This is a genomic window from Pseudomonas sp. ES1, from assembly GCF_050586605.1.
In the GTDB taxonomy this organism is placed as follows: domain Bacteria; phylum Pseudomonadota; class Gammaproteobacteria; order Pseudomonadales; family Pseudomonadaceae; genus Aquipseudomonas; species Aquipseudomonas sichuanensis.
This window is the reverse complement of record NZ_JBOBDM010000024.1, coordinates 1-16,124: the sequence shown is the minus strand read 5'-3', so window position 1 is coordinate 16,124 and position 16,124 is coordinate 1. Positions and strand designations below refer to the sequence as shown.

Genomic DNA, 16,124 nt, shown 5'->3' with positions numbered 1-16,124 from the left:
ACCAAATTTAAGGGTACAAAAGTCTACGGAGGATCTTGCACCCAGTCAAGACGAGGCCCCGGCCCTCCCCGCCCGATCATCGGCAACATTTCATGTCAGCGATGGTCACGCGGGGTTTGCCGGGGCCCTGCCCTGTACTTAGTTACCGCTGGAGTTCAGCGCTTCGGTCAGTGCGGCTTCCACCTCACTGGCGCTCACACGCAGCGGCTTGTCGGCTTCACGGCGACGCTTGCGCTCGCTGTGATAGGCCAGACCGGTACCGGCCGGGATCAGACGACCCACAACCACGTTCTCTTTCAGGCCGCGCAGGTAATCGCGCTTGCCGGTAACGGCCGCTTCGGTCAGTACGCGGGTGGTTTCCTGGAAGGAAGCCGCGGAGATGAACGATTCGGTCGACAGCGAGGCCTTGGTGATACCCAGCAGCACGCGGGTGAACTTCGAGATGAACTTGTCTTCGGCGGCGAGACGCTCGTTCTCGACCAGCACGTGAGTCAGTTCCATCTGGTCGCCCTTGATGAAGCTGGAGTCACCCGACTCGGCGATCTCGACCTTGCGCAGCATCTGACGCAGGATGGTCTCGATGTGCTTGTCGTTGATCTTAACGCCTTGCAGACGGTAAACGTCCTGGATCTCGTTGACGATGTACTTCGCCAGCGCGCTCACACCCAGCAGACGCAGGATGTCGTGCGGATCGCTCGGGCCGTCGGAGATAACTTCGCCGCGGTTTACCTGTTCGCCTTCGAAGACGTTCAGGTGGCGCCACTTCGGAATCAGCTCTTCGTACGGATCGCTGCCATCGGTCGGGGTGATGACCAGACGGCGCTTGCCCTTGGTCTCTTTACCGAAGGCGATGGTGCCGCTGACTTCAGCCAGAATCGAGGCTTCTTTCGGACGACGCGCTTCGAACAGGTCGGCAACGCGTGGCAGACCACCGGTGATGTCACGGGTCTTCGAAGTTTCTTGCGGGATACGCGCAATAACGTCACCGACGCCGATCTGAGCACCGTCAGCCACACCGACGAGGGCGTTGGCTGGCAGGAAGTACTGAGCAGGTACGTCGGTACCTGGCAGGTACAGATCCTTGCCATTGGCATCGACCATCTTGATGGCCGGACGGATTTCCTTGCCAGCGGCAGGGCGATCCTTGACGTCCAGGACTTCAATGTTGGTCAGACCGGTCAGTTCGTCGGTCTGGCGCTTGATGGTGATGTTTTCTTCCATGCCCACGAAGGTCACGGTACCTTTCAGCTCGGTAACGATCGGGTGGGTGTGCGGGTCCCACTTGGCGACGATGGCGCCAGCTTCGACCTTGTCACCTTCCTTGACCGAAATCACCGCACCGTAAGGCAGCTTGTAGCGCTCACGCTCACGACCGAACTCGTCGGCAATGGCCAGCTCGCCGGAACGCGATACGGCAACCAGGTTGCCATCGGCACGCTCGACCTGCTTCAGGTTGTGCAGACGCACCATACCGCCGTTCTTCACCTGGACGCTGTCGGCAGCCGAAGTACGGCTTGCAGCACCACCGATGTGGAACGTACGCATGGTCAGCTGGGTGCCCGGCTCACCGATCGACTGTGCAGCGATTACGCCGACAGCTTCACCGATGTTCACCTGGTGACCGCGAGCCAGGTCGCGACCGTAGCACTTGGCGCAGATGCCGTAGCGGGTTTCGCAGCTGATCGGCGAACGCACGATCACTTCGTCGATGCTGTTCAGCTCGATGAACTCGACCCACTGCTCGTCGACCAGGGTGCCGGCAGGAACGATGACGTCCTCGGTACCTGGCTTGAACACGTCACGGGCGATGACACGACCCAGTACGCGCTCACCCAACGGCTCAACAACGTCGCCGCCTTCGATGTGCGGGGTCATCAGCAGACCCTGGTCGGTGCCGCAGTCGATCTCGGTCACGACCAGATCCTGGGCAACGTCCACCAGACGGCGAGTCAGGTAACCGGAGTTCGCAGTCTTCAATGCGGTATCCGCCAGACCTTTACGAGCACCGTGAGTCGAAATGAAGTACTGCAGTACGCTCAGACCTTCACGGAAGTTCGCGGTGATCGGCGTCTCGATGATCGAGCCGTCCGGCTTGGCCATCAGGCCACGCATACCGGCCAGCTGACGGATCTGGGCCGCGGAACCACGAGCACCGGAGTCAGCCATCATGTACATCGAGTTGAAGGACTCTTGCTCGACTTCCTTGCCTTCGCGGTCGATGACCTTCTCTTTCGAGAGGTTGGCCATCATCGCCTTGGACACTTCGTCGTTCGCCTTCGACCACAAGTCGATGACCTTGTTGTACTTCTCGCCCTGGGTTACCAGGCCGGAGGCGTACTGGCTCTCGATTTCCTTCACTTCATCGGTGGCGTTACCGATGATGCGGGCTTTCTCGTCCGGGATAACGAAGTCGTTAACACCGATGGAAACGCCGGAAATGGTCGAGTAAGCGAAACCGGTGTACATCAGTTGGTCAGCGAAGATAACGGTCTCTTTCAGACCAACCACGCGGTAGCACTGGTTGATCAGCTTGGAGATCGCCTTCTTCTTCATCGGCTGGTTGACCACGTCGTACGGCAGGCCTGCCGGTACAACCTGGAACAGCAGCGCACGGCCAACGGTGGTGTCGACGATGCGGGTGTTCTTGGTCACGCTGCCATCACGGTCTTTCACGGTTTCGTTGATACGAACCTTGATTTTCGCGTGCAGGGCAGCTTCGCCGGCGCGGAATACGCGGTCGACTTCCTGCAGGTCGGCGAATACGCGACCTTCGCCCTTGGCGTTGATGGCTTCACGGGTCATGTAGTACAGACCCAGTACAACGTCCTGCGACGGAACGATGATTGGCTCACCGTTGGCTGGCGACAGAATGTTGTTGGTCGACATCATCAGCGCGCGCGCTTCGAGCTGGGCTTCCAGCGTCAGCGGCACGTGAACGGCCATCTGGTCACCGTCGAAGTCGGCGTTGTACGCGGCACAGACCAGCGGGTGCAGCTGAATAGCCTTACCTTCGATCAGTACCGGTTCAAAGGCCTGGATACCCAGACGGTGAAGGGTCGGTGCACGGTTGAGCAGTACGGGGTGTTCGCGAATCACTTCGGCGAGAACGTCCCACACCTCTGGCAGCTCGCGCTCGACCATCTTCTTGGCGGCCTTGATGGTGGTCGCCAGACCACGCATTTCCAGCTTGCCGAAAATGAACGGCTTGAACAGCTCGAGGGCCATCTTCTTCGGCAGACCGCACTGGTGCAGGCGCAGGGTCGGGCCTACGGTAATTACCGAACGACCGGAGTAGTCCACGCGCTTACCGAGCAAGTTCTGACGGAAGCGACCTTGCTTACCTTTGATCATGTCGGCCAGCGACTTCAGCGGACGCTTGTTCGAGCCAGTGATGGCGCGACCGCGACGGCCGTTGTCGAGCAGGGCGTCGACCGCTTCCTGCAGCATGCGCTTTTCGTTGCGCACGATGATGTCCGGCGCCGACAGATCGAGCAGACGCTTCAGACGGTTGTTACGGTTGATTACCCGACGATACAGGTCGTTCAGGTCGGAGGTCGCGAAGCGGCCGCCATCCAGCGGTACCAGCGGACGCAGGTCCGGCGGCAGCACTGGCAGGACGGTCAGGACCATCCACTCAGGCAGATTGCCCGAGCCCTGGAAAGCTTCCATCAGCTTCAGGCGCTTGGACAGCTTCTTGATCTTGGTTTCCGAGTTGGTTTGCGGAATTTCTTCGCGCAGGCGGCCAATCTCGTGCTCCAGGTCGATAGCGTGCAGCAGCTCGCGGACAGCCTCGGCACCCATGCGGGCGTCGAAGTCGTCACCGAACTCTTCCAGCGCTTCGAAGTACTGTTCGTCGTTGAGCAGCTGGCCCTTCTCGAGGGTGGTCATGCCCGGGTCGATCACGACGTAGCTCTCGAAGTAGAGCACGCGCTCGATGTCACGCAGGGTCATGTCCATCAGCAGGCCGATACGGGACGGCAGCGACTTCAGGAACCAGATGTGGGCAACCGGCGAGGCCAGCTCGATGTGCGCCATGCGCTCACGACGAACCTTGGCCAGGGCAACTTCAACGCCGCACTTCTCGCAGATCACACCACGGTGCTTCAGGCGCTTGTACTTGCCGCACAGGCACTCGTAGTCCTTGACTGGGCCAAAGATCTTGGCGCAGAACAGGCCGTCACGCTCAGGCTTGAACGTACGGTAGTTGATGGTCTCGGGCTTTTTGACTTCACCGAACGACCACGAACGGATCATTTCAGGCGACGCCAGACCGATACGGATGGCGTCGAACTCTTCGACTTGACCCTGGTTTTTCAGCAAATTCAGTAGGTCTTTCAAGGCCTTTCCTCCTGGCGGAGCAGGGAGTGGGCAGCAGCTGCCGCACTCCCCTTCGCGTCACGTGTTATTCGGTTTCCAGATCGATGTCGATACCGAGCGAACGGATCTCTTTGATCAACACGTTGAAGGACTCGGGCATGCCCGGCTCCATACGGTGATCGCCATCCACGATGTTCTTGTACATCTTGGTACGGCCGTTCACGTCGTCCGACTTCACTGTGAGCATTTCTTGCAGGGTGTATGCCGCGCCGTATGCTTCCAGCGCCCACACTTCCATCTCCCCGAAACGCTGACCACCGAACTGCGCCTTACCACCCAGCGGCTGCTGGGTAACCAGGCTGTAAGAACCAGTGGAACGCGCGTGCATCTTGTCGTCCACCAAGTGGTTCAGCTTGAGCATGTACATGTAACCGACGGTCACAGAACGCTCGAACTTGTTGCCGGTACGGCCATCGAACAGCACCATCTGGCCGCTTTCTGGCAGGTCTGCCAGTTTCAGCATGGCCTTGATCTCGCTCTCCTTGGCACCGTCGAAGACTGGAGTGGCCATTGGCACGCCCTTCTTCAAGTTGTGCGCCAGGGCGAGGATCTCTTCGTCGGTGAACTCGTCCAGGTTCTCCTGACGACCACCGATCTCGTTGTAGATCTCGGTGAGGAAACCACGCAGCTCAGCGGCTTTGCGCTGCTCTTCGATCATGCGGTCGATCTTCTCGCCCAGGCCTTTGGCCGCGAGGCCCAGGTGGGTTTCAAGGATCTGACCGACGTTCATACGCGAAGGTACGCCCAGCGGGTTCAGTACGACGTCGACCGGCGTGCCGTTGGCGTCGTGCGGCATGTCTTCAACCGGCATGATCACCGAGACCACACCTTTGTTACCGTGACGACCGGCCATCTTGTCGCCCGGCTGGATGCGACGACGGATTGCCAGGTAGACCTTGACGATCTTCAGTACGCCCGGAGCCAGGTCATCGCCCTGCTGCAGCTTGCGCTTCTTGTCTTCGAACTTGTCGTCCAGCAGACGGCGGCGGTCGACGATGTACTGCTGAGCCTTTTCCAGCTGCTCGTTCAGTGCATCTTCGGCCATGCGCAGTTTGAACCACTGGCCGTGCTCCAGACCGTTCAGCACGTCGTCAGTGATCACGGTGCCTTTCTTCAGGCCCGCACCACCGTCAACCACCTGGCCGTTCAGCGCGGAACGCAGACGCTCGAAGGTTGCGCCTTCGACGATGCGGAACTCTTCGTTCAGGTCCTTGCGGATCTCGTCCAGCTGCATCTTCTCGATGGACAGGGCGCGGCTGTCGCGCTCAACGCCATCACGGGTGAAGACCTGTACGTCGATGACGGTACCCTTGGTGCCGGTCGGCACGCGCAGGGAGGTGTCTTTGACGTCGCTGGCCTTCTCACCGAAGATCGCGCGCAGCAGTTTTTCTTCCGGCGTCAGCTGGGTCTCGCCTTTCGGAGTGACCTTGCCGACCAGGATGTCGCCAGCGCCGACTTCGGCACCTACGTAGACGATACCGGCTTCGTCCAGCTTGTTCAGCGCAGCTTCACCCACGTTCGGGATGTCCGCGGTGATTTCCTCTGGGCCAAGCTTGGTGTCACGGGCCACACAGGTCAGTTCCTGGATGTGGATCGTGGTGAAGCGGTCTTCCTGAACCACGCGCTCCGACAGACAGATGGAGTCTTCGAAGTTGAAACCGTTCCAGGCCATGAACGCGATGCGCATGTTCTGACCCAGCGCCAGTTCACCCATGTCGGTGGACGGGCCGTCGGCCATGATGTCGTTGCGCTTGACCACGTCACCCTTGCTCACCAGCGGACGCTGGTTGATGCAGGTGTTCTGGTTGGAACGGGTGTATTTGGTCAGGTTGTAGATGTCGACACCGGCTTCACCGGTTTCTACTTCGTCATCGGCAACACGTACCACGATGCGGCTGGCATCGACGGAGTCGATCACGCCGCCACGACGGGCCACGACGCAGACGCCGGAGTCACGGGCAACGTTGCGCTCCATGCCGGTACCGACCAGCGGCTTGTCGGCACGCAGAGTAGGTACAGCCTGACGCTGCATGTTCGAACCCATCAACGCACGGTTGGCGTCGTCGTGCTCGAGGAACGGAATCAGCGACGCAGCAACCGAAACTACCTGCTTCGGCGAAACGTCCATCAGGGTGACGTCTTCCGGCGCCTTGACGGTGAATTCGTTCAGGTGACGGACCGCTACCAGCTCGTCGATCAGTTGCTTCTTCTCGTTCATCGCGGCCGAAGCCTGGGCGATGACGTGATCGGCTTCTTCGATCGCGGACAGGAACACGATGTCGTCGCTGACCACACCCTCTTTCACCACGCGGTACGGGCTTTCCAGGAAGCCGTACTGGTTGGTGCGGGCGTAGGCCGCCAGGGAGTTGATCAGACCGATGTTCGGGCCTTCCGGCGTTTCGATCGGGCACACACGGCCGTAGTGGGTCGGGTGTACGTCACGGACTTCGAAGCCAGCACGCTCACGGGTCAGACCGCCAGGGCCGAGTGCAGAAACACGGCGCTTGTGGGTGATCTCGGAGAGCGGGTTGTTCTGGTCCATGAACTGCGAGAGCTGGCTGGAGCCGAAGAACTCTTTCACCGCCGCCGCAACCGGCTTGGCGTTGATCAGGTCTTGCGGCATCAGGCCTTCGCTTTCAGCCATCGACAGACGCTCTTTGACCGCACGCTCTACGCGCACCAGGCCAACGCGGAACTGGTTCTCGGCCATCTCGCCGACGCAACGGACGCGACGGTTACCCAGGTGGTCGATGTCGTCGACGATGCCTTTGCCGTTACGGATGTCGACCAGGGTCTTGAGAACCTCGACGATATCTTCCTTGCTCAGCACGCCCGAACCTTCGATCTCGGTACGACCGATACGACGGTTGAACTTCATGCGGCCAACGGCGGACAGATCGTAACGCTCGGCGCTGAAGAACAGGTTGTTGAACAGGGTCTCGGCGGCGTCCTTGGTTGGCGGCTCGCCTGGACGCATCATGCGGTAGATCTCGACCAGCGCTTCCAGTTGGTTGCTGGTGGTGTCGATCTTCAGGGTATCCGAAATGAACGGACCGCAGTCGATGTCGTTGGTGTACAGCGTTTCGATGCGAACGACCTGAGCCTTGGCGACCTTGACCAGCAGGTCGGTGGTCAGCTCGGTGTTGCACTCGGCCAGGATCTCGCCGGTAGCCGGGTGCACGATCGCCTTGGCGGTGGTGCGACCCAGCATGTACTCCAGCGGCACGTCCAGCTGTTTCACGCCAGCCTTTTCCAGCTGGTTGATGTGGCGTGCGGTGATACGACGGCCCTGCTCGACGATGACCTTGCCGGACTCGTCATGGATGTCCATGACCGCGACTTCACCACGCAGACGCTGAGGTACCAGCTCCAGGCTCAGTTTTTCGCCGGAAACGTGGAACACGTTGGTGGTGTAGAAGGTGTTCAGAACCTCTTCGGTGCTGTAACCCAGGGCGCGCAGCAGTACCGAGGCCGGCAGTTTGCGGCGACGGTCGATACGGACGAACACGCAGTCCTTCGGGTCGAACTCGAAGTCCAGCCACGAACCGCGGTAAGGGATGATGCGTGCGGAGTACAGCAGCTTGCCCGAGCTGTGGGTCTTGCCACGGTCGTGGTCGAAGAACACACCCGGCGAACGGTGCAGCTGGGACACGATCACACGCTCGGTACCGTTGATAACGAAGGTACCGTTCTCAGTCATCAGGGGGATTTCACCCATGTAGACTTCTTGCTCTTTGATGTCCTTGATCGCTTTGTTCGACGATTCCTTGTCGAAGATGATCAGGCGCACCTTCACCCGCAGCGGGACCGCGAAGGTCACACCGCGCAGGACACATTCCTTCACATCGAAGGCCGGCTCACCCAGGCGGTAGCCGACGTACTCCAGGGCAGCATTGCCGGAGTAGCTGATGATCGGGAATACCGATTTGAAGGCCGCATGCAGGCCGATGTCGCGGAACTGGTCCTTGGATGCTCCTGCCTGCAGGAATTCGCGATACGAATCCAGCTGGATTGCCAGGAGGTAAGGCACGTCCATGACGTCCGGCAACTTGCTAAAGTCCTTGCGGATACGTTTTTTCTCAGTGTATGAGTAAGCCATCAGCATTCCCCAGCTTGGTCACCTGCTTGTTTGGCATCTCCCGGCGGGAGCAGCCAGAAAATCGTGCAAACCCTTTGGTTTGCGCCACCCTCATGGTGGTTACCGCTCGTTATCGGGGCCGACCTGATCGGCCACCAATAACGGAAAAAGGCCGGTGGCATAAGCCACCAGCCATCAGCCCTTCGCTTAACGCTCGGGCTGGCATCGCACAGTCGAAATTACTTCAGCTCGACTTTGGCGCCTGCTTCTTCCAGCTTCTTCTTAGCGTCTTCAGCGGCTTCTTTCGAAACGCCTTCAGCTACAACCTGAGGAGCGCCATCGACTTTCTCTTTGGCTTCTTTCAGGCCCAGACCGGTCAGCTCGCGAACGGCTTTAATGACGTTCACTTTCTTCTCGCCGGCTTCAACCAGAACAACGTTGAACTCGGTCTGCTCTTCAACAACGGCAGCAGCAGCAGCTGGGCCAGCAGCGGCAACAGCAGCGGTAACGCCGAAGGTTTCTTCCATTGCTTTGATCAGCTCAACAACTTCCAGAACGGTTTTCTGGCCGATTGCTTCGATGATTTGCTCGTTAGTCAGGGACATGACTTAAATCCTGTATTGGGGTGACAGCCTAAGCAGCTATCAAATTAAACGTATGATTCGAAAGAGTTTCGCGCGCCTTAGGCGGCGGTTGCTTCTTTCTGGTCGCGAATAGCTGCCAGGGTGCGGGCCAGCTTGCTGGTAGCGCCTTGGATCACGCTCATCAGCTTCGCGATGGCCTCGTCGCGGGTCGGCAGGGTAGCCAACACGTCGATCTGGTTCGCTGCAATGAACTTGCCGTCAAACGCAGCTGCCTTGATCTCGAACTTGCTCTGACCCTTGGCGAACTCTTTGAACAGACGGGCAGCAGCGCCCGGGTGCTCGTTGGAGAAAGCGATCAGGGTAGGGCCAGTGAAGGCGTCGTTGAGGACACTGAATTCAGTGTCAGCAACAGCGCGCTTGAGCAGGGTGTTACGTACGACACGTACGTATACGCCAGCTTCACGAGCCTCTTTACGGAGTCCGGTCATTGCGCCTACAGTCACACCACGGGCATCAGCCACGACAGCGGACAGAGCGACTTTGGCAGCCTCGTTGACTTCAGCGACGATGGCCTTCTTGTCTTCGAGTTTAATTGCCACGGGTAAAACTCCTGCTTGTTACCGTTTCATCTGGCCGAAGCCGGATGTCGTTTTGGTGTCTGATTCGGTAAGGAACCGGGAGCACCATCTGCGTAGGCTGGTTGTTTAAGGCTTGCGCCGCCTACGGTCTTGGATAGCCCCCGCCAGGCAGGGACCCCAATTTTTGCTGTTGGCGGGCATGACACCCGCCAACATTGTCTTACACGCTCAGCGAGCTCTGATCGATGATCAGACCTGGGCCCATGGTGGTGCTCAGGGTAACGCGCTTGACGTAGATACCTTTCGAGGAAGCTGGCTTGATACGCTTCAGATCAGCGATCAGGGCTTCAACGTTTTCCTTCAGCTTGCCAGCTTCGAAGCCGACTTTGCCAACGGAGGTGTGGATGATACCGTTTTTGTCGGTGCGGTAGCGAACCTGACCAGCCTTGGCGTTTTTCACGGCAGTGGCTACGTCTGGCGAAACGGTACCGACTTTCGGGTTAGGCATCAGGCCGCGAGGACCCAGAACCTGACCCAGCTGACCCACAACGCGCATGGCATCAGGCGATGCGATAACGACGTCGTAGTTCAGGTCGCCGGCTTTCATCTCGGCAGCCAGGTCGTCCATACCTACACGGTCAGCGCCGGCAGCCAGAGCGGCCTCAGCAGCTGGACCCTGGGTGAAGACGGCAACGCGTACGGTCTTGCCAGTGCCGTGTGGCAGCACGGTAGCGCTACGTACGACCTGGTCGGATTTACGCGGGTCAACACCGAGGTTTACGGCGATGTCGTACGACTCGACGAACTTGGCGTTCGGCAGCGAAGCCAGCAGAGCTGCGGCTTCTTCGAAGTTGTAGGCCTTGCCTGCTTCGATTTTCTCGGCGATTGCCTTTTGGCGCTTGGTCAGCTTAGCCATTACACACCCTCCACGTTCAGGCCCATGCTGCGGGCAGAGCCAGCGATGGTGCGTACAGCAGCGTCCAGGTCAGCAGCGGTCAGATCAGCCTGTTTAGCCTTGGCGATATCTTCCAGCTGAGCGCGGGTCACGGTACCGACTTTGACGGTGTTCGGGCGAGCCGAACCGCTGGTCAGGCCAGCAGCTTTCTTCAGCAGAACCGAGGCAGGGGTGCTCTTGGTTTCGAAGGTGAAGCTACGGTCACTGTAAACAGTGATGATCACAGGAGTCGGCAGGCCGGCTTCTTGACCCTGAGTACGGGCGTTGAAGGCCTTGCAGAATTCCATGATGTTCACACCGTGTTGACCCAGTGCTGGACCAACGGGTGGGCTAGGGTTGGCCTGGCCGGCCTTTACTTGCAGCTTGATGTAAGCCTGAATCTTCTTAGCCATGAGCTACTCCAATATCGGGTACGAACGCCAGATGGCTCCCCGGATGACTTGCGTTTTATCCCAGTGACGACAAAACCCCGCAGCACATAGGGCTGCGGGGTATGGGATGCTTCGTTCGGCTAGACCTTCTCGACCTGGCTGAACTCGAGCTCCACCGGAGTAGAGCGACCGAAAATGAGCACTGCAACCTGCAGACGGCTCTTCTCGTAGTTAACCTCTTCGACACTGCCATTGAAGTCGGCGAACGGACCATCAATGACGCGAACCACTTCACCCGGCTCGAACAGCGTCTTCGGCTTCGGCTTATCACTGCCGTCAGCTACGCGACGCAGGATGGCTTCAGCCTCTTTATCAGTGATCGGCGCAGGTTTGTCTGCGGTACCACCAATGAAACCCATGACGCGAGGGGTATCCTTGACAAGGTGCCAAGTCCCTTCGTTCATTTCCATCTGGACCAATACATAGCCAGGGAAGAATTTGCGCTCACTTTTGCGCTTCTGGCCGTTGCGCATTTCAACGACTTCTTCGGTCGGGACCAGGATCTCGCCGAACTCGTCTTCCATGCCAGCCAGCTTGACGCGCTCTACCAGGGAGCGCATCACATGCTTCTCGTAACCCGAGTAAGCATGCACTACGTACCAACGCTTAGCCACGGGACACCCTTAGCCAACAATCAAGGAGACCGCCCAGCCGAGCAGGGAGTCTAGACCCCACAGCAGCAGTGCCATAACCAGAACAACAGCCACTACGATGAGCGTGGTCTGAGTGGTTTCTTGGCGGGTCGGCCACACGACTTTACGGATCTCAGTACGAGCTTCCTTCGCCAACGCAAAAAACGACTTACCCTTCGCAGTCTGCAGAGCAACAAAGCCAGCAGCCGCAGCCAGAGCAAGAAGTGCGAGAACGCGATACAGGATCGGGGATGCCGAGTAATACTGATTACCCACGACAGCAACAACCACCAAAGCCACTACAGCCAGCCACTTGAACAGATCAAAACGCGATTCTTGGGCTTCAGTTTTGGGGGTCATCGAGGAGGATCCTGTAAGAAGAAAGCCATCACACCGAGGTGAATGGCAGGTCAGGAGGGAATCGAACCCCCAACCTACGGTTTTGGAGACCGTCGCTCTGCCAATTGAGCTACTGACCTGTAACGCTGTATCAGGCCGGCCATTATACCGACCTGATCAAGTAAATCAACTACTTATTCGATAATTTTTGCTACGACGCCGGCGCCGACGGTACGACCGCCTTCACGGATGGCGAAACGCAGACCGTCTTCCATTGCGATGGTCTTGATCAGAGTGACAGTCATCTGAATGTTGTCACCTGGCATTACCATTTCAACGCCTTCCGGCAGTTCGCAGTTACCGGTCACGTCAGTGGTACGGAAGTAGAACTGAGGACGGTAGCCTTTGAAGAACGGAGTGTGACGACCGCCTTCTTCCTTCGACAGAACGTAGACTTCTGCGGTGAACTTGGTGTGCGGCTTGACCGAACCTGGCTTGACCAGAACCTGGCCACGCTCAACGTCGTCACGCTTGGTACCACGCAGCAGAACGCCGCAGTTCTCGCCAGCACGACCTTCGTCCAGCAGCTTGCGGAACATCTCAACGCCGGTGCAGGTGGTGGTGGTGGTGTCACGCAGACCAACGATTTCCAGCGGGTCTTGAACGCGAACGATACCGCGCTCGATACGGCCGGTAACAACGGTACCGCGACCGGAGATCGAGAACACGTCTTCGATTGGCATCAGGAACGGCTTGTCGATAGCACGCTCTGGCTCTGGGATGTAGCTGTCCAGAGTTTCAACCAGCTTCTTAACAGCGCTGGTGCCCATTTCGTTGTCGTCTTTGCCTTCCAGAGCCATACGAGCCGAACCGATGATGATCGGGGTGTCGTCGCCTGGGAAGTCGTAGGTGGACAGCAGGTCGCGAACTTCCATCTCGACCAGTTCCAGCAGCTCAGCGTCGTCCACCAGGTCAGCCTTGTTCAGGAAGACCACGATGTACGGAACGCCAACCTGACGGGACAGCAGGATGTGCTCACGGGTTTGTGGCATCGGACCATCGGCGGCCGAGCAAACCAGGATCGCGCCGTCCATCTGGGCAGCACCGGTGATCATGTTCTTCACGTAGTCAGCGTGACCTGGGCAGTCAACGTGAGCGTAGTGACGAATGTTCGAGTTGTACTCGACGTGCGCGGTGTTGATGGTGATACCGCGAGCTTTTTCTTCCGGAGCCGAGTCGATCTTGTCGAACTCAACGACGGCCGAACCGAAAACTTCGGAGCAAACGCGAGTCAGCGCTGCAGTCAGAGTGGTCTTACCGTGGTCAACGTGGCCGATAGTGCCGACGTTAACGTGAGGTAGGGAACGATCAAACTTTTCCTTAGCCATCGATACAGTCCTCCGCAGAAGAAATAGTCATACCGCCGATAAAACAAAGGCAGATATTTTCATATCTGCCTTGTTTATATGGAGCTCTTGAGCGGACTTGAACCGCTGACCTCACCCTTACCAAGGGTGTGCTCTACCAACTGAGCTACAAGAGCGAAACACTTTGCGCAACAACTGCAAACTTGGAGCGGGTAGCGGGAATCGAACCCGCATCATCAGCTTGGAAGGCTGAGGTTCTACCACTAAACTATACCCGCGGAGCTTGCGGCTCTCGCTAAAACTGGTGGAGGGAGAAGGATTCGAACCTTCGAAGCTCTCGCAACGGATTTACAGTCCGTCCCCTTTGGCCGCTCGGGAATCCCTCCAGATGTGGCCGGCATTCTACTTGGCTGCCGCCCTAGCGTCAAGCTCTTTTTCAAATTTTTTCAATCAAATCTGAAACTTAGCGGCTTTGACACTGCTTCTGGTTCTGCTACCTGAGTGGCGTTCCCTGTGAAGCGGGCGCCATTCTATCAAGCTATTCAGCAGTTGCAATACCCTCGCACAAAATAATTTTGTGTTTTAAGTCTTTGAAATCCTTGGAAAGAATGGCCAGCACCGATTGGTCCAGCAAACGCTCGCTTTCAGGGGCCACCTTGAGCCAGAAGCCATCGGCACCAGGCAGCTGCCCTGCGACCGGCTGCGAGGCGATATCGAGGCTCAGCAGCCGCTGCCGCAGCGCATCGAGTTGCTCTCGCCCAGCAACCCCACCCACCACCAGGCATTCATCCCGGCGCCGAGCAGGTGTAGCAACACCCGTTTCACGCAGCAGACGAATCTCTTGCTGGCTGCCTTTATATAAGGAGAGAGGTGCGACCTCTTTGACCCTCAGCGGAGCCTCCTGCTGATGCCATACGTAATAGAAAACGTTCAGCACGAGTAACAGCAGAAATAACCAGCGCATAGACACCTCAACTCAAAGGGCAGGCCATGGCCAGACCAACGAATACCAGATCCGGCACAATCCGCGCCTGGGGAACGGCCTCGTGCACCAACGGAGCATCGCCACCTGTGAGGAAGATCGTGAAGTCATCACCCCACAAGGCTTTCGCCTGCTCGATTTGCATCCGGGCAAAACCCTGGAGCATCAGCACACAGCCGCGCTCTACCGCCTCTACCGTGGAGCGCCCAGGAGCCAGACTGCCAAGAGCGCGCTCAGCCGACGCATCGTCATAGCGAATTCGGCGCGTGTGGGTCCGCAACTGACTGCGCATCAGCGGCATGCCAGGGCAAATGTACCCCCCCAGATGCTCACCATCGGCCGCAACAAAGTCCGCCTTTGCCGCCGTGCCGAAATCAATGACCAGGCAAGCAGCTTTGGCCAAATGGAAAGCACCCAGAGCACCCAGCCAGCGATCCATTCCCAGGCGCTGGAAATCCTCATAGCCATTGCGCACCCCAGCCATTTCCTGCACCGGCTGAGCCACCTTAACGTCAATGGCGAACGCTTGCTGAAGAAGAGCACAAAGTGCCGTAGTTTCTTCCTCGCTGCGCACGCTGACCATTCGACCACCTGCCAGGTGCAAGCCAGGAAGCGCACAGATAGCTGCCACAAGGGCCTGGTCGGAGTCGACGATTCCTCCCCCAGTGATAGCCGCATCTGCAGCGTGTATCACCCGCCATTTGATAAAGCTGTTCCCGCAATCGAGCTCAAGAATCATCACGCAACCTCAGACTGAGCTCGCCACCGCTGAAGCTCTTCTCCACACCATCTACATCAAGACGCAAGCCGCCTTGACCATCCACACCTCGCGCCACCCCATCAATACGGGCATTGCCAGCCACCAGTGAGACTTTACGCCCCTGCCACAGGTGCGCTTGCTCCCATTCCTCCTGGAACGCGGCGAAGCCGTATCGGCGATGACGCGCCAGCTCGTGCTGCAGCTGCTGACTGAGTAACGCAACCAATTGATTACGGTCAATCACCAGACCAGCTTCGCTACGCATGGAGGTCCATTGCTGGTCGATCTGCTCACTGGACTGCATGTTCACGTTGATGCCGATACCCAGCACCACATGGCAAACATCGGCCGGATCACCGACCAACTCCAGCAGGATCCCGGTGATCTTGCGCCCCCTTACCAGGACATCGTTTGGCCACTTGAGCCCGACGTCTTTGAGCCCAAAAGCTTGCAGGGTACGCATCACCGCCAGGCCAACCACCAGACTCAGCCCTTCGAGCTGGCGCATGCCACCCTCAACCCGCAACACAAGGCTGTAATAAAGGTTTTCAGCAAACGGGCTTACCCACTGCCGCCCGCGACGGCCACGACCGGCAGTCTGGCGCTCGGCCAGCACCAGGAAGGGAGCGGCTTGGCCTTGCGCCGCAAGCCGTAAGCCCTCGGCATTGGTCGAGTCGATGCATTCATGGATGAACACAGGCCACTGCTCGCCCTGGGAGAACGCGGTAATCGCGTGCGATTCCAGCAGATTCAACGGCGCTGCCAGCTGATAGCCGCGCCCACGGACCTTATGAATGGTCAGGTTCAGCTCACTCTCAAGATGTTGCAGCTGTTTCCAGACAGCGCTGCGGCTTACACCAAGGGCAGCACCCAGCGCTTCTCCGGAATGGAACCGGCCATCCTTGAGGAGATTCAACAACTTCAGCATGCCAGTCTCGACTCGGAATAAGGCTGGCATGATAGCCACGCCCCGAAGCCTTGCATAGGAAAAGGGCCACCCTGCAGGGGGCAAACCGTCGCCAACTCTGCAATAATTTCTGC

At 58.4% G+C, this 16,124-nt stretch carries 12 protein-coding genes and 4 tRNA genes; all 16 read right to left on the bottom strand.

Features of this window, described 5'->3' with window-relative positions; all coding sequences use genetic code 11:
* Positions 1-138: 138 nt before the first annotated feature.
* Positions 139-4,338, bottom strand: coding sequence for a DNA-directed RNA polymerase subunit beta' (gene rpoC, locus ACQ4N9_RS12175; protein ID WP_110996443.1), 4,200 nt, complete (start codon positions 4,336-4,338; stop codon positions 139-141).
* A gap of 64 nt (positions 4,339-4,402) precedes the next feature.
* Positions 4,403-8,476: a DNA-directed RNA polymerase subunit beta gene (rpoB, locus tag ACQ4N9_RS12170; protein ID WP_390966507.1), complete on the bottom strand. Its 4,074-nt coding sequence runs from the start codon at positions 8,474-8,476 to the stop codon at positions 4,403-4,405.
* Positions 8,477-8,694: 218 nt separating this feature from the next.
* The gene (rplL, locus tag ACQ4N9_RS12165) at positions 8,695-9,060 is read right to left on the bottom strand and encodes a 50S ribosomal protein L7/L12 (protein WP_007957596.1); all 366 of its coding nucleotides are present in this window, start codon (positions 9,058-9,060) and stop codon (positions 8,695-8,697) included.
* 77 nt (positions 9,061-9,137) lie between these two features.
* Complete coding sequence (gene rplJ, locus ACQ4N9_RS12160; RefSeq protein WP_110996444.1) at positions 9,138-9,638, bottom strand: 50S ribosomal protein L10; 501 nt, start codon at positions 9,636-9,638, stop codon at positions 9,138-9,140.
* A gap of 199 nt (positions 9,639-9,837) precedes the next feature.
* A complete protein-coding gene (gene rplA, locus ACQ4N9_RS12155; protein ID WP_125462380.1) occupies positions 9,838-10,533 on the bottom strand; it encodes a 50S ribosomal protein L1 in 696 nt (231 codons plus the stop codon).
* On the bottom strand, positions 10,533-10,964 hold the full coding sequence (rplK, locus tag ACQ4N9_RS12150; protein WP_003255500.1) for a 50S ribosomal protein L11: 432 nt from the start codon (positions 10,962-10,964) through the stop codon (positions 10,533-10,535). The genes rplA and rplK overlap by 1 nt, the downstream gene beginning before the upstream one ends.
* A 119-nt stretch (positions 10,965-11,083) precedes the next feature.
* Positions 11,084-11,617, bottom strand: coding sequence for a transcription termination/antitermination protein NusG (gene nusG / locus ACQ4N9_RS12145; RefSeq protein WP_110996446.1), 534 nt, complete (start codon positions 11,615-11,617; stop codon positions 11,084-11,086).
* A gap of 9 nt (positions 11,618-11,626) precedes the next feature.
* Complete coding sequence (secE, locus tag ACQ4N9_RS12140; protein WP_125462379.1) at positions 11,627-11,995, bottom strand: preprotein translocase subunit SecE; 369 nt, start codon at positions 11,993-11,995, stop codon at positions 11,627-11,629.
* Between the two features lie 43 nt (positions 11,996-12,038).
* Positions 12,039-12,114: transfer RNA gene (locus tag ACQ4N9_RS12135), tRNA-Trp, on the bottom strand.
* A 54-nt stretch (positions 12,115-12,168) separates the two neighbouring features.
* Positions 12,169-13,362 (bottom strand): elongation factor Tu, encoded by a 1,194-nt coding sequence (gene tuf / locus ACQ4N9_RS12130; RefSeq protein ID WP_016484647.1) that lies wholly within the window; start codon positions 13,360-13,362, stop codon positions 12,169-12,171.
* Between the two features lie 79 nt (positions 13,363-13,441).
* Positions 13,442-13,517, bottom strand: a tRNA-Thr gene (locus ACQ4N9_RS12125).
* Between the two features lie 28 nt (positions 13,518-13,545).
* Positions 13,546-13,619, bottom strand: a tRNA-Gly gene (locus ACQ4N9_RS12120).
* 24 nt (positions 13,620-13,643) lie between these two features.
* Positions 13,644-13,727, bottom strand: a tRNA-Tyr gene (locus tag ACQ4N9_RS12115).
* A gap of 152 nt (positions 13,728-13,879) precedes the next feature.
* A complete protein-coding gene (locus ACQ4N9_RS12110; RefSeq protein ID WP_390966504.1) occupies positions 13,880-14,305 on the bottom strand; it encodes a hypothetical protein in 426 nt (141 codons plus the stop codon).
* Between the two features lie 7 nt (positions 14,306-14,312).
* The gene (locus tag ACQ4N9_RS12105) at positions 14,313-15,062 is read right to left on the bottom strand and encodes a pantothenate kinase (protein WP_390966502.1); all 750 of its coding nucleotides are present in this window, start codon (positions 15,060-15,062) and stop codon (positions 14,313-14,315) included.
* A complete protein-coding gene (birA, locus tag ACQ4N9_RS12100) occupies positions 15,052-16,011 on the bottom strand; it encodes a bifunctional biotin--[acetyl-CoA-carboxylase] ligase/biotin operon repressor BirA (RefSeq protein WP_390966500.1) in 960 nt (319 codons plus the stop codon). The genes ACQ4N9_RS12105 and birA overlap by 11 nt, the downstream gene beginning before the upstream one ends.
* Between the last annotated feature and the right edge of the window lie 113 nt (positions 16,012-16,124).